At 27.9% G+C, this 20,811-nt stretch carries 12 protein-coding genes; all 12 read left to right on the forward strand.

Translation table 11 applies throughout. The annotated features are described in order from the left end of the window. The first annotated feature begins 10 nt into the window (after nt 1–10). On the forward strand, nt 11–994 hold the full coding sequence (locus tag H9661_RS16150) for an NAD-dependent epimerase/dehydratase family protein (protein ID WP_191769800.1): 984 nt from the start codon (nt 11–13) through the stop codon (nt 992–994). Then, on the forward strand, nt 987–1,928 hold the full coding sequence (locus H9661_RS16155) for a TIM barrel protein (RefSeq protein WP_185966779.1): 942 nt from the start codon (nt 987–989) through the stop codon (nt 1,926–1,928). The genes H9661_RS16150 and H9661_RS16155 overlap by 8 nt, the downstream gene beginning before the upstream one ends. After that, the gene (locus H9661_RS16160) at nt 1,921–3,084 is read left to right on the forward strand and encodes a M20/M25/M40 family metallo-hydrolase (protein ID WP_143316429.1); all 1,164 of its coding nucleotides are present in this window, start codon (nt 1,921–1,923) and stop codon (nt 3,082–3,084) included. The genes H9661_RS16155 and H9661_RS16160 overlap by 8 nt, the downstream gene beginning before the upstream one ends. 116 nt (nt 3,085–3,200) lie before the next feature. Further along, the gene (locus H9661_RS16165; RefSeq protein ID WP_143316428.1) at nt 3,201–4,319 is read left to right on the forward strand and encodes a PLP-dependent aminotransferase family protein; all 1,119 of its coding nucleotides are present in this window, start codon (nt 3,201–3,203) and stop codon (nt 4,317–4,319) included. Continuing rightward, nucleotides 4,319–5,188, forward strand: coding sequence for a GNAT family N-acetyltransferase (locus H9661_RS16170; RefSeq protein WP_191769802.1), 870 nt, complete (start codon nt 4,319–4,321; stop codon nt 5,186–5,188). The genes H9661_RS16165 and H9661_RS16170 overlap by 1 nt, the downstream gene beginning before the upstream one ends. A 16-nt stretch (nt 5,189–5,204) precedes the next feature. Then, nucleotides 5,205–6,521: a nucleotide sugar dehydrogenase gene (locus tag H9661_RS16175; RefSeq protein WP_191769805.1), complete on the forward strand. Its 1,317-nt coding sequence runs from the start codon at nt 5,205–5,207 to the stop codon at nt 6,519–6,521. Nucleotides 6,522–6,559: 38 nt separating this feature from the next. Continuing rightward, a complete protein-coding gene (locus tag H9661_RS16180) occupies nt 6,560–7,882 on the forward strand; it encodes a DUF6271 family protein (protein WP_191769808.1) in 1,323 nt (440 codons plus the stop codon). Further along, nucleotides 7,875–9,209, forward strand: a complete 1,335-nt coding sequence (locus H9661_RS16185) for an MATE family efflux transporter (protein ID WP_191769810.1) — start codon at nt 7,875–7,877, stop codon at nt 9,207–9,209. Before H9661_RS16180 ends, H9661_RS16185 begins: the two co-directional genes overlap by 8 nt. A 17-nt stretch (nt 9,210–9,226) precedes the next feature. Beyond that, complete coding sequence (locus tag H9661_RS16190; protein ID WP_191769812.1) at nt 9,227–10,282, forward strand: glycosyltransferase family 2 protein; 1,056 nt, start codon at nt 9,227–9,229, stop codon at nt 10,280–10,282. A 674-nt stretch (nt 10,283–10,956) separates the two neighbouring features. Beyond that, nucleotides 10,957–12,651 (forward strand): ABC transporter ATP-binding protein, encoded by a 1,695-nt coding sequence (locus H9661_RS16195; RefSeq protein ID WP_185966778.1) that lies wholly within the window; start codon nt 10,957–10,959, stop codon nt 12,649–12,651. A gap of 427 nt (nt 12,652–13,078) precedes the next feature. Next, complete coding sequence (gene kamA, locus H9661_RS16200) at nt 13,079–14,272, forward strand: lysine 2,3-aminomutase (RefSeq protein WP_143316421.1); 1,194 nt, start codon at nt 13,079–13,081, stop codon at nt 14,270–14,272. A gap of 108 nt (nt 14,273–14,380) precedes the next feature. Continuing rightward, the coding region (locus H9661_RS16205; protein WP_191769813.1) for a non-ribosomal peptide synthetase at nt 14,381–20,811 on the forward strand (6,431 nt) is incomplete at its 3' end.

Genomic DNA, 20,811 nt, shown 5'->3' on the forward strand with positions numbered 1-20,811 from the left:
AATAAATATTATGATAAGTAACAAAAAAATATTGATATTAGGCGGTGCAGGGTTTATTGGTACTGCGTTAACAAAAAGATTATATAAGGATAATGAAATTGTTATAGCTGATAAATGTAACTTTGAGAAATCAAGTTTAAAATTAGCAGGTTTATCTAATGAGGCTTCAATAAAGAAAGTAGTTTTAGATGCTACTGATTATGAAAGTACAATTAATCTAGGAGAAGATTTTGATTATATCATTCATGCAACAGCCATATTAGGAATTCACAAGGTAGTAGAAAAATCAATTTTAACTATTGATACAAATTATACTTCTTGTAAATATGCCTTGGAGCTTGCAAGGAGACAAAAGAATCTTAAAAAGTTTTTATCCTTTAGCACAAGTGAAGTATATGGAAGAAATATAGATATGGCAAGTGAAGAAAAGGACATGACTGTTGGACAAGCCAATGAAGCTAGATGGTGCTATGCAGCCAGTAAGATTCTTTCTGAACATTTAATCAATGCATATAATAGAGAACATGGTGTACCTACTGTAATAATAAGACCTTTTAATGTTTTTGGAGAAAACAGAGTAGGATCAAATGCAATGTCTGCCTTTTTATTTAGAGCTATGTTAAATGAACCAATTACAGTAGATGGTAATGGAGAGCAGATTCGTACTTGGTGCCATATAGAAGATTTTGTTAGTGGTTTACTTAATGCATTAGAATCTAATACTAGCGGGGAAGTTTATAATATTGGTAATCCTAATAATTCAATTAGCATATTAGATCTTGCAAAACTCATTAAAAAAATTACTGATTCTAAGTCAGAGATTAATATATCAGGAGTGTATGTCCCAGATGTAAAAAATCGTACTTTAAGTATAGAAAAGGCTAAAAGAGATCTTGGCTATGAACCAAGTATAGGTCTAGAAGACGGAATAGAAAAAATGTATTTATGGGCAAAAAAATTAGATGAGGATAGAATTAGAGAGTTATATGAGTAATATGGAGGATATAGCAAAATATTTAGGCTATACTTTTTACGCACCTGATGATACGCAAATGGATTCTAAGGCAAGGAAGGCAATTGGAAGAATTGAAGCAATTTTATTTAGTCGGCAAGATTTAGAAGATACAAATTGGTCTATAGCATGGAAAAATATTAAAAAAGCATCTAAGATATATGGAGAAAATAATGTTAGTTTTCATTTTCCAGTAGATGACTGCGATTATATATATGATAAATTTGTTAGAAGTAGACTCATTGAAGCTATAAATAGATCAGCTGATTTAGGACTGCGACTTGTAGTATTACATGCAAATCAAAGACTATTATTAGATGAGTGGAAGAATGTTGATGTTAGTAGTATGAGGATAAACTTTATAAACGAACTTTACAATATTGTAGATAAAACAGATAAAGGTATGGTAATTGGACTTGAAAATATGCCGCCTATAGGGAATCGTAATGATGATGCAGATCCATTATTTATATTTCCATCAGATTTTAAAGATATAGATCATCCAAGAATAAAAATAACATTTGATATCAACCATTATTTTAACGTGGTTGCAACAATGGAAGAAGCAAAAAATAATAGAAGTCTCAAAGAGAAAATGCCTAGCTTTTATGGTGATTGTGATTATATGGATTTTCAGAAAATTCAAGACAAGATAATTCACTGGCATTTTTCAGGATTTGATAATATTGCAAATCCATTAAGTAATCAAATATGTAGAGAAGGATGCTGCCCTTGGGAGTCAAAAAAAGTAAGAGAAGACAAATTTAAGGAGGCAGCTCGATTCATAATAGAAAATAATAAAGTTGATGATGAGAGAAGCGTTATATTTGAAGTGCAGGATAAGGATTATAGTCATAGAATAAATGTACTAAAAACGGCAAATTGGTTTATGAGGCAAGGTGAGAAAGATGAATAGTGATGATATAGTTAGCAAATCTTATAGTGAAGTAATAAATCTTACAAAACAGTTAATTCCATCTCATCCCATGTATGCCAATCATGGACAATTTGAAGGGCAAAAAATACTTCAAGATTATTTAAATAGTAAAGGGTGGACAACCTATTTAGATGAATATGGTTTTGAAGATTTGAAAAAGAATGAGATTATGAAAAAGCCTTGGGAATATGATGATTATTACAAAGGCTACGAGAAGATAAAAAAATATAATTTATATGGAATTCTTGATAGTGGAATACCTGGAAAAACATTAATTTTAAATGGACATATAGATGTGGATATTATTGATAAAGATAACCCGTTAGAAAATTGTGAGCCATATTTATCAAGTGATCGTTTATGGGGTAGAGGTTCTACAGATATGTTAAGTGGGTTATGTAGTTTAGCTACAATAAAAAATTATCTTGATAATATTTCATGGAGTGGAAAAGTTATTTATACTGCAGTAGTAGATGAAGAAATTGGTGGGAATGGCTCTATTAGAGCATGTCAGTGGATGAGAGAAAAGGGTTTTCTAGAAAGTGAATATCCAATTGAATGTATAATTTCTGAACCATCAGACTGTAATATTTGTTATGAAACATTAGGATTTTTGCCTTTTATAATTTCATGTAAAAGTCAAATTAAGCATATGAATGGGGAAGGAAATAAAATGAACTTCTTTAAGCTAACAAATATTTTTAATGAATTAGCTAAATTACAAATATCTGATGATGAACTTAATGTTAATGTTGGGTATATACATGGAGGAAATGATGCAAGTCTGCCAATGGAGGATTTGCTTTTGAAAGGTGTTATTGCAACGACTGCTGAGCATAACAATGATTATGTAGAAAAAGTATTGTCAGATTGTGGTGCAGATATATTTATACCAGGCATTTCAATAAATGCAGTAAAATCTTCAAATAATATTTTTGGGAAAAGTTTGTATAAAGGGGATTTGTTTAAAAGCAGCTGTGATGCATCTGTTTTTTATAATCATAACATACCTGTTTGTGTATTTGGACCAGGTAGTTTAGAGCAGGCACATACTAGAAAAGAATATATTTTACTATCAGAGATAGAAAGGTATTTAACACAGTTTTACAAATGTGTTAGAGAATATTTTGATTAGATATGGACACAAGATTTGTAAGTGTAAAAAAAGTAAGATATCCCCTTTATAGAAGATCATCATCCTTAAAGTTCTGGTTAAAATTGTTATTATCGCCTAGAGGTGATTTGAAAAATATGATAGCTAACATTTTTCAGGTTGAAGAGAAAATGGTAAGTTTATTTCATTCTGAAAGTGAAGCTATTATTAAAATATTAGCATACCATAAGGCATTTAATAAAATTGATAAAGTTTATATTCCAGCATTCTCTTGCACAGAGCTAGCAGATGCAGTTATATCAGCGGGATGTAAACTTGTACTATATGAAATAGATAAAGATTTAAATCCCGTAAAAGAATTATTTGAATCTATAGAAGGGAACAAAGATTTAATTTTAATACTGCCATCATTATTTGGTTTAAATCATTTAAGTGAAGATTTATATCATTACTTAGAAAAGCAGGAGTATATTGTTATATTTGATGAAGCGCAATCTTTTCCAATTACTCCACGTATTTGTGGAAAGAGTAAGAAAAAGTGGTATTCAGTTATATCCTTTGGAATTTCAAAACCAATATCATCAGTAGGTGGAGGAGCAATAATAACTCATTTTAAGGATAATGGACAAGACTTACAAGTGAAAAAAAATGATGAAAGATATTTTGGGGATCTAGTGGATGAGTTCAATGGAATTTTATTAGCTAAGTTATCACGTAATCATATATTAAGAAAATTTATTAAAGAGACATTAAAGAAACAAAAGATATATGATTCATTAGAAAAATTGCAAGAAAATTCTGTCTTTAGAAATAAAGAACCTATAGGAATTTCTACTTTTCAAGAAAAATGTGCTTGTATTCGTATTAAAGATTATATGAAATGGGCAGAAGATAAAAATATCCTCTTATTAAAAGAAGAAATTATAAAATTATTTTGCAACAAATTTGGAGAGGATTCGTTAAAGCTAATAAAATCAGCTATAAAGAATCAAAGTATATTTGCTTTATTTATAAATGAAAATAGAAGGCATGAAGTGGCAGTTAAATTATCACAAATGGGAATTGAAACAACTTTATACTATTTGCCTATTGAATTTATTAAACGTTATGAAAATAAATATATAGATGCTATTAGTAAGTGTGATTATAAAAATTCAAAAGAAATCATAGAATCAATTCTAATTTTGCCATGTAATTTAGATTATGATGCTAAAAAAATTGAAATGATGCTTGAGGAAATGGGAGGAGTTTTATAATGGATGAAAGCCAGTTAGAGTCGTTTAGGTATTTTAGTCCTTTTTCATGTGAAGAATTCTGTAAATCAATAGATAAGTACTTAAGTTTTCAATATATTCCTTGCAAGATAGAGTTGAAAGCTAAAGAATATTTTGTGAATTTATTTAAAAATGAAGATGATTACTTACAGATAGGGGCAGTTGGATATGGAGGAATATTCCCTTTTCCTCATAGTGATGATGATTTTAAAGAAATAATTGATTTTATAAATAACGAGTATGGAAATATATCAAAAATGGTGCTACCTCCATTTGTTAAGGTCAATAATGATTTTTTTAATAAAGTTAGTGACAAATACAGTATTTCATACTTGGAAACTGCTGTACTAGATTTAGAAAAATATAAACAATTGTCAGATAGTATGTTTAAAGGAAGTGTAAGGACAGATATACGTTATTCAATAAAACATAATGTTACTGTTAGAGAATGTACTTCAGAAGAAGATATAGAAGAATTTTATATCTTTTATAAAGAAACTATGGATCGTGTAGGTTCAACCTATTATACACCAAAGCAGATGTTAAAAGAGTTAATTATAGATAAAAAAGCTGCATGTTTATTATTGGCTTGTCTAGACAACAAAATTATATCCGGAAGTATTTTTCTTCAAAATAAGAATCATGTATTTTATTGGATTAATGCTTCAGAATATAAATATCGTTCTTTAAGAGGAAATTATTTAATTTTAAAAACAGCTATTGATAAGGCAGCTGAAGAAAAAAAGAAATATTTCAATTTTGGATATTCACATAATGATAATATTTTAAAAACTAAACTTGGCTGGGGATGTGAATTGCAAAAATATTTTGTTTTAAATAAAAAAAATTAGAAGGGGATAGTAAAGAATGAGTATTTATGAGAATTTAATCGAAAGGAAAGCAAACCTTTGTGTAGTAGGGTTAGGATATGTAGGAATGCCTTTAGCAGTAGAGTTTGCTAATCATTTTAATGTTATTGGCTTTGATATTAATAGACATAAAGTAGATCTATATAGAGATGGTATTGATTGTACAAATGAGGTTGGAAATGATGTGATAAAAAATTCAGGAGTTAATTTTACATCTGAAGAATCAGCTTTAGATAAAGGAAGTTTCTTTGTTGTAGCTGTACCTACACCTATTCATGGTGATAATAGACCAGATTTAAAACCTTTAGTTTCAGTATCTGAGCTTATTGGAAGGCATTTGAAAAAAGGTGATTTTGTGGTGTATGAATCAACTGTTTCCCCAGGAATAACAGAAGAAGTATGTATACCTATTCTTGAAAAAGAATCTGGTTTAAAGTGTGGACAAGATTTTAAAGTTGGATATTCACCAGAGAGAATCAATCCAGGAGATAAGAAGCATAAATTAAAAAATACAGTTAAAATTGTTTCTGGAATTGATGATGAGGCTCTTGAAGTTATTGAGAAAGTGTATATGACCATTTTAGAAAATGGAGTTTATAAAGCTGAAAATATAAAAATAGCTGAAGCGGCAAAAATTATTGAAAATTCCCAAAGAGATGTAAATATCGCATTTATGAATGAGATATCAGTTATTTTCAATAAGATGGGTATAGATACATCTAAAGTATTAGATGCAGCAAAAACTAAATGGAATTTTCAAAGGTTTAACCCTGGTTTAGTAGGGGGACATTGCATAGGTGTTGATCCTTATTATCTAATTTATGCTTCAGAGCGTAAAGGATATAAGCCAGAATTATTGTCAGCAAGCAGAAAAGTAAATGATAATATGGGAAAATTTATATCCCAACTCGTTATAAAAAAAATGATTGAAAATAATATGTTTATCTCTAATGCAAAAATTGGAGTGATGGGATTTGCTTTTAAAGAAAATTGTCCAGATGTTAGAAATACAAAGGTTTATTCTATAATAAAATCCCTAGAGGAGTATGGAATAAATATAATTGTATCAGATGACTATGTTGATAAAGATGAGGTAAAAAGGTATTACGATATAGACTTAGTACCAGAGAGTTCTGTTAAAGATATTGACGTATTGATTGTAGCTGTTTCACATAATAAATACTTAGAATACGATAATGAAAAATTAAATGAGAAGTTTAATAGGGATAGTTCTAATAAACTTTTAGTTGATATAAAAGGAATTTTCCGTAATAATGCTGCAATAAAAAATCAGTTTAAATATTGTTCATTATGACTTTTACAAAGAATAGAAGATAAGAAAGGAAGATAAAAATGAAATCTGCGTATTTTATTCCTACCAATAGAAAGATAGAAAGGTGTGCTAATAGCTATATTAAAGAGATAGTTTATGCAAAAGAAAATTATTCTCTAGATATACCTTTTATAGTTGTTGAAACTAATGACTTTGATTTTGTAAAAGAAAATCACAAAGTTTTAGCAAATTTGAAAAAACAGTATCCAAATGTTGAGATTATTCATATGACTACAGATATTCAAAAAAAATATTTTGATAAATTATTTGAGGGCATAGAAAGTGGAGAGCAAATAAAAAACATATTTACTAATACTGAATCAAATTATGGTACAACTATGAATAAAATTTCCTTATTAACTTGTTCGTTAGGAGCAGAAGCCTTTCATAGGAGAGATTCAGATACATGCTTGATATTTGATGAAATGTCAGATGTTCGTAACGTTTATCCAATAGAATATGAATTGAAGTATTTAGGAAAAAGGATTAAAGAATTGGCGGATAAAGGGATCAGTGTACCTAATGAGGTTAATAAGGATAAAGAAATTACGGTTGTAGGCGGTAATTACTTTGGTGAATGGAATCTTGATGTTAAAGACTTTGCTAGAAAATCTTTTGAAATTATATATAAGTTATATGAATTACTAGGGTTTGAAAAAGATAGTATTAAGGAAATATGCGATGAGGCTTTTAGATTTGATGTACAATTTGAAGATAGAGATAAATTAACATTAGTTACTTCAGTTAATGATGGACTGAACCCTGATTGTGGTAATGTGGCTGTATATAAATTATTTGAGTACTTGCCTAATGTACCAGGAAAAAATACATTAGCTGCTGATTATTTTATGTTTGATACTGCAACAGCGCTAGGATTACCATCTCTTCATCATACTCGTACTGTATTTCATGAATATCATTCAGAAAGATTTGAATTTGAAAGAAAAAATCGTTACTGGTATGGTGTAGCTAAGTTTGCTGATTATTTCAATAATTATGGAACTATATATAATGATAATATTAATGACGAATTTAGTTCAGAAAAAAAATTAATCTCTGAACCTATTATGAATATGCTTAAAGAAAGCATATCAGAATTTGAAAATCTAAGCAAAGATGAACGTATTGATAGAATTAAGCAGATAGCAAGTCAGGTATTGATTCCCTTTGATGAGTCTTACGGAAAGATTGGTGAAAATTTATTAAAAAATGTAGAAGGATATATTAATGAAGCTGATGATGATTATAAAAAGCATATAATGTTACTTGATAATTGGAATTCTATAATTTCAAAGGCAAAAACAATTGATATAAGAAAATTTATTGGAGGATTTAATGAATAGTAGATATAAGAAAATTTTGATGCTAGCATTACCTATAGTTATTCAAGAAATTGTTTTTCAGATACAAGGAATTGTAGATAAAATGTTTCTTGGGAAAATTGATTTTAGTTTTATATCAGTAATTGGTAATGTAACATACCCATTAAATATTACTTATGCGATTATTATCGCAGTTTGTACAGGTGTAACAATATTAATTGGTCAAAACCATGAATCAAAAGATAAGGTATCAAGATATACCATTGCAGCACTTAAATACAATTTACTATTTGGGGTACTTATATTTATACTATGGAAGTTTATTTCTAAACCTTTGTTTGGAATAATTGATGTAAGTCCAACTCTTTTACCTATGTGTATGGATTATATGTTTTATATTTCATTTTACTTAATTTTATGTGGCGTTGATTCAACACTTCAATCACTATCACAAGGTTTAGGGGTAACATATCCTATACTATACGGATCAATTATTAAGGTTGTAGTAAACATAATTTTAGACTGGCTGTTTATATGTGAGCCTTTTGGCATTCCTTGTTTTGGAATAAAAGGGGCTGCAATAGCAACTGCAATAGCAAATTCTGTGGGTACCATATACTTGTTTTGGTATCTTTTGATGCACAAGTCTGTGATTAATTTAAGGATAAAAAGTTCAATTTCAAGTGATATAAAGCATTTTGTAGAAATATTAAAGCTAGGGCTTCCAACTAGTGCTGAATCACTATTTTGGTATGTTGGAAGTTTTGTTGTAACAAAATTTCTAAATATATTAAGTGAAAATGAGGTTGGTATTTATTCTTTGATTACAAGTATTGAAATGCTTTTATATGTGTTTTGTACCGCTTTTGGTACTGCAACGCTAAGTTTAATAAGTCGTAATATAAGTAAATCAAAAAGTAATGAAATTAGAAATATTTTTGGTGATTGTTTAAAGTTGAATCTTTTAATTATATGTAGTTTATCAGTAATTTCTTATATAGCTAGATATCAGATATTAAATATATTTACAAATGAAACTTCAATTATTATTCAGTCTAATATATATTTAATTGTAATGTTTGTAACATTAATTCCTAAAACCTTGAATGTAATAATAGGAAGTAGTATACGTGCCATGGGAAATGTTAAGTGGATGTTACTAACTCAAATCATTGGAACATCTATTACAGTAGTTGTGTCATATTTACTAGTATTTAAAGTTGGCATTGGAACATTAGGAGTATTTATTACATTTTTCATTGATGAACTGGTTAGATCCATTATAAATTATATAAAATTTCATTACATGACTAACAATATATCAGCTAATTCCCCTGTTGTGATTTAAGGAGATGATATTAAATTATGGATAAAGTATTAGTTAGTGTTATAATTCCCACATATAATAGGGAAAAAACATTACCGAGGTCTATAAACTCAGTACTTAATCAAACAGTTGAAAATTTTGAACTATTAATAGTGGATGATAGAAGTACTGACAATACAAAAGATATGATTACGGAATATATGAAGAAAGACAAAAGAATAAAATATATAGTAAACACTAATACAAAAGGTGTAGCAGGTGCTAGAAATAGCGGAATTAAAAATTCAGTTGGTAAATATATTGCTTTTTTAGATTCTGATGATGAATGGGAATGTTTTCACTTAGAAAAATCAATAGAATTAATTGAGAAAACAAATTCTACCGTATGTTTTGCTTATTGGCATGAGAAACATGGTGATTCAATCGAGGACATTGGTGATTCAGAAGAGATAAAAATGAAATTAAATTCTGCTGTACAAGCTTCATGTGTGACTGATTATAATGATTATTTTTGTTTAGAAAAAAGTTTTTTAGAATTTTCAATAATCAATTATTTTTATTGTTATCATATAAATACTCTAGTTATGGAAAGAGAAAATATAAATATAACAGGAAAATTTAGAGAAGATTTATTTACAAGTGAAGATGTAGATTTAGTATTAAGAATTATTGATAAGTGTAAGGTTGTCATACACAAGAAAGCTCATTTTATTTATTATGATGATGGTGATAATAATTTGTATTCTTATATTGATAGAGAAAACGTAGAGATTTCTAAAGTGATGAAAGATAAAGAAATTGTAGCTAAACTCACTTTTGATGGAGAAAATAAAAATAATATGAGAAAATATTTAAAGCTGTTGGTTAATAAATCTGATAATATAAAAAATAGAACAAGGTGTATTGATATTATTAACAAGCGTATAGAAGAAAAATATTATACATTAGCATTTATCAATTCACCAGGGATTAAATCTGTAAAATATGCAAGAAAACTATTTTTCATGAATAGAAATTTTAGTAATTTCAAATTTTTCTGCAGATGTGTTTTTTCTTCCAAGAAACATGACATTTACAACTTTGATTTTAATTAATATATTTAAAGTATCTTGTCTTTTTAAATAAAAATTGTGCATTTGAAACGGTAAGATTCGACTACACCCCAAAATCCACGACAGGAATGTCGTGGATTTTTATATTTAATGAATATATTGAAGCGTTAAATAGTATATTTAAGTTAGATAAAAAGTTAGTCAATCCTATTTATATTAATATAGATGAAAGTGCATTTGATATAAAATTACAAACATTCCAGAGTGTAAAAAGTTTATGAAAGATATAATCAAACTCATCATATAAGTGGAAAATTTTTTCCCTTTTTCGGGGAATTTTTATTGACACCAACAGCTTAGACAGGGAGAGAAAAATGAACATTCCAAATTATTATTGACAAATGTGTAAGGTAAGTATATATTTATGTTAATAAAAGTATTATTTACATAAATATAGAAAAAAATAGGTTTTTATGACAAACATATCAGTTAATAAAATTGAACTTGAAGCGTAGTTGAAGTTGATTTAGAGAAGGTAAAATCTTAAGTACAACCATTTTATCCTATCAGAGCTTTGTCTTTTTTTAGTGTTATTCCGTCAAACTTCATGAGAAGAGATTGGTCATTAGGTTATGTTTGAATTAATGAAACTGCTTAAAGCATGTGGGTTCAGTGTTTTACAAAAAGAGTAATTATATATGAAAAAGGGGGGCGTTATGAAAAAATACATATTTAAATTTAAAGGTTTGCTTGCGACTACTATCTTATTAGTAAGTATAGATGCAGTTATTAGTGTAGCTATATCATTTATGCTAAAGTATATTATTGATTTAGCTGAGGGGGATAATATAAATATTTTTTTTAGAGGTGTAGTACTTTTAGGGGCTTATACAGGAGTGTCGCTAATATTTAAATTTGCATTATATATTTCTAAAGCAATATATATAAGAAAAACTATGACTTATTTAAAAAATGATATGTTTTCTAATATATTAAATAAAGATATAAAAACCTTTAATGAGCAAAATAGTGCAAACTATATTTCTTTACTTACAAATGATGTAAATATGCTAGAACAAGATTGTTTTCTTAATATGTTTAACTTAATTAACTATTTAGTATCATTTATAGCAGCGCTAATTTCTGCTATATACTTAAATTTATCAATAACTATTGCAATACTTGTCCTTGCTTTAATAGCTATGTTTATTCCAAAATTATTTGGAGGTAAATTATCAAGTAAGAAGAAAGTCTATTCAAGGTCATTAGAAGAACTTACAAGTAAAACAAAGGATATACTTTCAGGTTTTGAGGTAGTAAGAAATTTCAATATTTTCTCAAAAGCTAAAAAAATGTATAATGAAAGCAATTCTAATGTAGAGATAAAAAAACAGGAGTTTTCAATATATAACGGAATAGTTGATTGTTGTGCTGAATTTTTAGGTATTCTAATGTTTATTATTCCTTTAATATTTGGAGGATACTTATTAATAAAAAAAGAAATTACTATGGGTACATTAATAGGGTTAATTCAATTAATGAATTATTTATCTAACCCAGTTGTTCAAAGCATACAAATTATAAATAAGATTAAATCTTTAACCAGTATATCTGAGAAGATAAATTCTTTAGCAACAGGGGAATGTGAAGGTGGAGGAAAATATGAATTAACTAGTTTTGAAAAAAATATAGAGTTTAAAGATGTTTCTTTTAGCTATGATGGAAGTAAACTAGCACTAGAAAATGTTAATATAGAATTTGAAAAAGGAAAGAAATATGCCATAGTTGGAGGAAGTGGAAGCGGTAAATCTACAATCGTAAAGCTTATTTTAGGATATTACAATGATTTTAAAGGTCAAATATTTATTGATGGAATTAATAATGAAGATATAAAATTAGATGATATATACAAACATATTTCAGTAATACAACAAAATGTATTTATGTTTGATGGAACGATTAAAGATAATGTTACCTTATATCAAGACTATAGTGATGAAGAAATAATGGATGTAATAGAGAAAGCAGGACTTTCAAATCTCATAGAAAGATTACCAAATGGAATTTATGAAGAAATAGGTGAAAATGGAGGTAAATTATCAGGTGGAGAAAAGCAAAGAATAGCTATAGCTAGATCATTAATCAAGAAATCGTCTATAATGCTTCTTGATGAATCAACATCAGCTTTAGATAATGAGACTGCTTATAGTATAGAAAAATCTCTTTTACATTTAGAGGATGTGACTTTAATTGTAATTACTCATAAACTTATGGAGGATACCCTTAAGGATTATGATGAAATTATAGCAGTTAATGCAGGAAATGTAATAGAAACAGGTGATTTCTACAGTTTAATTAATAAGAAAGAGTATTTTTATAGTTTATATTATGTAGCAGAAGGATGCGAATAGATGACTATTTTGTAGATTACAATAATAGTGTAATTGATAATTTAATATAAAAAAATAGCAGATTATATATGAATTTTAATTATTCACCAAATTTATTTCAAGAGGATTTATTGAAATAAATTTGGTGTTATTTTTTTGCTTTTAAAAGAAACTAGATAGTTTTGTTTTTGCTAAATTGTATCTGATGCTTAATTAATAGGTTACATATAGCTAAATAAGGGTTAAAAGGTATAATTTTAAGCCATTTATTAAAATGAAAAGCTTGATTATTTTCAAGAATACATTATAATATAATCATATGAAAAAAATGACAAAATTGTAACAAATAACAATAATATGAGAAATATAAGGAATAATTAGTTGTAATATTAAGAGTTACAAAAATTTATAATTTAAATTGGGGAAAAATAAAAGAGGGGGCTAGGAAATGAGAGTTAATAGAAGATCTGAAATTTTTAACGATGTGAGTGATGAAGAATGGAATGATTGGAGGTGGCAATTTAAAAATAGGATTGAGACTATAGAAGAATTAAGTAAGTACATAAAATTAACTCCCGAAGAGGAAAGTGGAATAAGTGAGCTTAAAGTATTAAGAATGGCAATTACACCATATTATTTGAGTTTAATTGATGAAAATGATCCAGAAGATCCAATTAGAAAGCAAGCAATTCCGACAGTATCAGAATTACATATAGCTCCTGGAGAAAGTTTGGATCCGTTAGCAGAGGAGAATAGTTCTGTTGTAAAAGGATTGGTTCATCGATATCCTGATAGAGTATTAATGTTAATTACGGATCAATGTAGTATGTATTGTAGGCATTGTACAAGACGAAGACTTGTTGGACAAAAAGATAAAGCACTTCCTATTGATGAGGTAAATAAAGCTATAGAATACATATCTAAGACTCCTAAGATAAGAGATGTACTTATTTCAGGGGGAGACTCATTACTTGTGGGTGATGAAGAATTAGAATACATAATAAGTAAGGTAAGGGATATACCTCATGTTGAAATTATAAGATTAGGTTCAAGAGTTCCTGTAGTTATGCCACAAAGAATTACTCCTAAATTAGTTAAAATGTTATCTAAGTATCATCCAATATGGTTAAATACACAATTTAATCATCCAAATGAAATAACAGAAGATTCAAAAAGAGCATGTGAAATGTTGGCAAATGCAGGGATACCTTTAGGTAATCAATCGGTACTTTTACGAAATATAAATGATTCAGTTGATATAATGAAAAAACTGGTAAATGACTTGGTTAAGATAAGAGTTAGGCCATACTATATTTATCAATGCGATCTTTCTGTAGGTTTGGAGCATTTTAGGACATCTGTATCAAAAGGAATAGAAATTATGGAAGGATTGAGAGGTCACACATCAGGATTATGTGTACCAAGTTTTGTTGTAGATGCGCCAGGTGGTGGTGGCAAAATTCCACTAATGCCAAACTACATGATTTATCAAGGGGATAATAAAGTAGTATTAAGAAATTATGAGGGGAAAATTATAACTTATCAAGAACCAATACGCAATAATGAAAGGTGCAAATCTTGCGATAATAGAGAAGAAAATTGGATTAAACTCTCAGATATTTTAGAGTTTGAAAATGTGTAATAAAAAATATTACATAAAGTGATAAGTGAATTATATGAATGTTTTTGAAAAGGGGTGAATATTTAGTGGGATATACATGAAGTATAAGGTTCCCATTAAAGATAAAGCATGGTATTAAAAAAAGAGGGCTATGAGGAGTTATTAGTAGATAATGTTGATATTTTAACAGAAGAAGAAAAGAAGAGAATACTTTATGATTTCAATGATACATATATAGAATGTGAAAAGAATAAAACTATACATAAAATTTTTGAGAAACAAGTTGAGAAGACTCCAGACAATATTGCAGTAATATTTGATGATAAGAAGTTGACGTATAGACAATTAAATGAAAAGGCTAATAATATTGCAAGAATATTGAGGAAGAAAGGGATAAGTTCTAACAATATAGTAGCAATAATGGTTGAACGTTCTTTGGAGATGGTTATAGGGGTACTAGGTATATTGAAGGCAGGTGGCACATATTTACCTATAGATCCAGAATATCCAGAGGAAAGAATAAAGTATATTATAAATGAAGCTAAAGTTAATATGCTATTAATTCATAATAAGGTAAGGAATAAGATTCAGTTTTCAGGGGAGATAATAAATCTAGATGATGAACTATTATATAAAGGTGATGGCAGTAATTTAGGAAATATAAAATCACCTGAGGATGCGGCTTATATTATATATACATCTGGAACAACAGGAAATCCAAAAGGAATCATAACAGAGAATAGAAATGTAGTAACATATACAAATTCATTTATTAAATTATATAAATTGACTGACATTGATGCTACATTACAACAAGCATCCTTTACTTTTGACGGTTTTGTAGAAGAAATATATAGTGTTTTGTTTGTAGGTGGAAGAATAATTGTTCCTAAAAATGAAGAAGTAAAAGATGCAATAAGTTTAAGAAATTTAATAATACAATATAAGGTTACCATATTAAGTTGTTCACCATTAATTTTAAGTCAATTTAATAATCTAGATCCTATGCCATCTGTACATACTTTTTTAAGTAGTAGTGATGTTTTGAAGAGTGAATATTTTTCGAATATTATTACATATTCTAATGTATATAATATGTATGGTCCATCTGAAACTACAGTTTGTGCAACTTACTATAAATGTAATAGTAATGAAAAATCTAAAGTACTTGTTGGTAAGCCAATAAATAATTATAAGGTATATATTCTAGATAAGGATCTTAACGTTCTTCCTATAGGAGTGGCAGGAGAAGTATTTATATCAGGAGGAGGAGTATCAAGAGGATATTTAAATAATGAAAAGTTAACAAAGGAAAAGTTCCTTGAAAATCCTTTTATAGAGGGTACTAGAATGTATAGAACAGGAGATTTAGCTAAGTGGACACAAGATGGAAACATTGAACTATTGGGAAGAATAGATAAGCAAGTTAAAATAAGGGGATATAGAATAGAATTAAATGAGGTAGAAAGTGCCTTATTGAGGCATGAGTTAATAAGAGAAGTAGTAGTAATAGCTAGAGACGATATAAGTAGCAGTAAATATTTATGTGCCTATTTTGTAGCAGATAGAGAATTGACAGTAGGGGAAATGAAACAGCATTTAATGGATAAATTACCAGAGTACATGCTTCCTTCTTATTATATACAATTAGAAAAAATCCCTTTAACAATTAATGGCAAAATAGATCAAAGAGAATTACCAGAACCTTATGGAAGGATAAATACTGGAACAGAGTATAGAGCAGCAAGAACTGAAGTAGAACAAATAATATCAAAGATTTGGAGAGATATATTAAGAGTTGATAAGGTTGGAATAAATGATAATTTCTTTGAATTAGGTGGAGACTCAATTAAGGCAACTATACTTATAACTAAACTAAATAAATACGTTAATTTTAAATTAAAATTAAAAGAAATATTTAAGTTAAATACAATAAAGAAAATTAGTGAGTATATAAGTAACACGAAAAGGAATGTATATGAGTCTATAGAAAAAACTGAAGAAAAAGAATACTATAAAGTTTCTTCTGTTCAAAAGAGAATGTATATGCTTCAGCAGCACGATTTAAAAAGTACGGTATATAATGTGCCTACAGCAATTTTAATTAATGGTTCAATGTATAAAGAGAAGGTTGAAGAAGTATTTAATAATATAGTAAAAAGGCATGAAAGTTTACGAACATACTTTGAAATAAATAACGGAAATATAATTCAAAAAATACATGATAAAATAGAATTTAAGGTAGAGTATATAGAAAAAGTAAATAAGACAGCTAGTGAGATAGAGAAAACAATAAGAGAATTTATAAGACCTTTTGATTTAGGAAAGGCACCTTTATTTAGGGTAGGTCTTATAAAGATAGAGAATGAAAAATATATATTAGTATTTGATATGCATCATATAATAGCTGATGGTATGTCTATACAAATAATAGAAGAGGAATTAGTAAAACTTTATAAAGGAGATACATTAGAAGATTTAAGAATACAGTACAAGGATTATTCAGATTGGCAAAGTAAATTTTTAAAATCAGAAGAAATGGTAAAGCAAAAAGAATATTGGTTAAACAGATTTTCAGATGAAATACCAGTATTAAATATGCCAACTGACTTTGCAAGGCCAATAGTTCAAAGCTTTGAAGGTGAGACCCTTAAATTTAGCATTGATGAAGATTTAAAAGAAAAATTAAATATGATAGCAAATAAAAATAGTAATACTATGTACATGGTATTGTTAGCAGCTTTTAATGTGTTATTAAATAAATATACAGGACAAGAAGATATAGTAATAGGTTCTGTTGTTTTAGGAAGAACACGTGATGAGGTTTCAAATGTAGTAGGTATGTTTGCAAACACTCTAGCTATGAGAAATCAACCTAAGGGAGAAAAAACATTTAGAGAGTTTTTAACTGAAGTAAAGGAATGCGTGTTAGATGCTTACGAAAATCAAGATTATCAATATGAGGATTTTGTAACAAATATAGTTACTACAAGAGATACGAGCAGAAATCCAATATTTGATTTTATGTTTGGATATCAGAATATGACATCTGAGGAAGAAAGTCTAAAGGAGATAAATGGACAACTTATTATTATAAATAATAGTGAATCAAAGTTTGATATGACTTTAGAAGCAATAGAGGAGAAAAATAGAATTCAATTTACTATTGAATATTCAACAAAATTATTTAAAAAAGAAACTATTGAGGATTTTATTAGGCATTTTATAAATGTTATAAAAGAAATAACAACAAGTGTAGACAAGAAGATAAGTGATATAGAAATAATATCAGAAGAAGAGAAAAATAAACTTATATATGAATATAACAATACTTATGTGGAGTATAATTCTAACACAACATTAATGGAATTGTTTGAGAAGCAAGTTAAAAATACACCTAATAAAGTAGCAGTAGTATTTGAAGAAAAAGAATTAACATATAAGGAATTAAATAAAAGAGCCAATAAACTAGCAAGAACTTTAAGACGAAAGGGAGTTAAACCAAACTGCTTAGTAGGAGTCATGGTGGAAAGATCTCTAGAAATGATAGTAGGGATAATTGCAGTGTTAAAAGCTGGAGGAGCTTATGTACCAATAGATCCTCATTATCCAGAAGACAGAATAGAGTACATTGTTAATGATAGTAAAATGAATATATTTATAACACAAAATAAATTCATGAAAAAAGTAAAATTAAATGGAGATATATTAGATATAGAAGATAAATCTATATATGAAGAAGATGATAATGATTTAGTAAAGGTAAATTTACCAGAGCATTTAGCTTATATAATATATACTTCTGGAAGCACAGGAAAACCAAAGGGAGTAATTATTACTCATGGTTCGGTAATAAATACAATTTTGGATATTAATCAGAAATTTAATATTAATGAAGAAGATAAAATAATAGGCTTATCATCAGTATGTTTTGACTTATCTGTATTTGATATATTTGGTGCTTTAATTGTAGGAGCAACTTTAGTAGAGATTAAAGATCAGAGAGATGCAAATGAGATAATAGAGGTATTAGAAAAACATAGTATAACAGTATGGAATTCAGTACCTGCAATAATGTATATGCTTATAAAAAGTGTAAAAGATGAATTCTTAAATAAAAGCTTGAAATTAGTGATGCTAAGTGGAGATTGGATTCCTTTAGAATTGCCTAATGAAATAAAAAAACATTTTTCAAATGCTGAGACAATAAGTTTAGGTGGGGCTACAGAAGCATCAATTTGGTCCATATATTATCCAATTAAAGAGGTTAAAGACGAATGGGTTAGTATTCCATATGGAATGCCATTAGCTAATCAAAAGTATTATGTTCTTGGAAAGCAAATGGAAGTATGTCCTTATGGGGTAACAGGTGAATTATATATTGGTGGTATTGGTTTAGCTAATGGATATATTAATTATATAGAAAAAACTAAGAAAGCATTTATAATGCATGATGAATTTGGAATGTTGTATAGGACTGGTGATTGGGGAAGATTCAATAGGGATGGATATATAGAATTTTTAGGTAGAAGAGATGAGCAAGTAAAAATTAGAGGCTATAGAATTGAACTTGGTGATATAGAGGATAATCTTAAAAAACATCCAGTTATAAGAAATGCGGTTGTATTACAAAAAGAGTCTAAGGAAAAGGGTAAGTATATAGCTGCATATGTAGAAACAGATATAAACAATTTCCCTATAATTGATGGAAAAGTAAGATATACACTTCCTAATAATATGTCCATAGCTCATCTTAATAAAAATGAAACTGACTTTATGTATAAAGAAATCTTTGAGGAGCAAAACGATTTAAAACATGGTATCAGCATTAAAGATGGAGATTGCATATTTGATATAGGTGCCAATATAGGTTTATTTAGTTTATTAATAAATAACATATGCAAGAATGTAAAAGTTTTTGCTTTTGAACCTATACCAGATTTATTTAATTTACTAGAAATTAATGCAAGATTGTACGGAACAGACACGAAGGTATTTAATTGTGGACTTTCAAATAAAAATACAGAAACGGTGTTTACATTCTATCCAAAAGCTTCAATTATGTCTAATAAATATGGAAATATAGAAAGTGATAAAGAAACTTTTATTCAAACACTGAAAAGTGATGAAGAAACAGTAAATGAAGAGCAAGAAAATTATTATAGTGAGATGTTAGAAGGTAGATTTGAAGCAAAAGAGATTGTTTGTAAAATGAAAACTATATCTGAAATAATTAAAGAAAACAATATAGATAAAATTAATTTATTAAAAATTGATGTAGAAAAAAGTGAGATGGATGTTTTAGATGGTATTTCAGATAGAGATTGGGACAAAATCGAACAGGTAGTCGTTGAAGTAAATGATTCAAATGGCAGATTAAATACAGTAGTAAATTTATTTGAGGGACATGGATATAAAGTTCAGACTGATAAAGATAGCGAATTTGAAAATACTAATATATATAATGTTTTTGCTATAAAAAAGCAGGAAGATATTAGTTCAACAGTTTATGAAGAGGATTACTATGAACCAAGAAAAATAAATATTTTGGATAATCAAATTATTACAAAGAATAATTTGTGCACTTTTCTAAAAGAGAAATTGCCAGAGTATATGGTTCCTAACTATTTTGTTCAGGTAGAGAAGATGCCATTAACAGCAAATGGTAAGATAGATAGAAAAGAATTACTTAAGTTAGAAGAAAATATGATAATATCTGCAGAATATATAGAACCAAGGAATGAGATAGAAGAAAGGCTTAGTGTTATATGGAATGAAATATTAGGTATCAAAAATATAAGTGTAAAGGACAACTTTTTTCAAATTGGAGGTCATTCTTTAAAATTAACAATGCTTATGACAAGCATACATAGGGAGTTTGAAGTTAAGATATCACTAAGTGAATTATTCAAAGTTGCAACAATAGAAGATCAAGCAGAATATATACAGGCAGCATCAATAACAAGATATATGGAAATAGAAAAAGTGGAAGAAAGAGAGTATTATCCATCATCTTCAGCGCAAAAGAGAATGTATATAATTCAAGAATCTAATAAAAATAAAACTAATTATAATATTCTAGATACAATTTTATTAGTTGGAGAACTAGATAAAGAAAAACTTAATGAAACATTCAGGAAACTAATAATAAGACATAAATCACTAAGAACAAGCTTTGAAATTTCAGATGGAGAAGTAGTTCAAAAAATATGTAAAGACTTTGAATTTAATATAGAAAATTATGAGGTTAAGGACGAAAGTGAAGTAGAAGCTATTATTAGTAGTTTTATAAGGCCATTTAATTTAAGTAAAGCTCCATTAATTAGGGTTGGACTTATAAAGATTGAAGATAGTAAGCATATTCTTATGATAGATATGCATCATATAATTTGTGATGGAGTTTCAACGGAAATAATTATAGATGAGATAGGCAGAATCTATGAAGGGGAGAAGTTAGAGGAATTACCAATACAATATGTAGATTATGCAGTATGGCAAAATAAAAATAAAGAAGATATAAATGAAAAACAGAAAGAGTACTGGTTAGAAAGATTTTCTGG

The organism is Clostridium cibarium, assembly GCF_014836335.1.
GTDB classification, from domain to species: Bacteria; Bacillota; Clostridia; order Clostridiales; family Clostridiaceae; genus Clostridium; species Clostridium cibarium.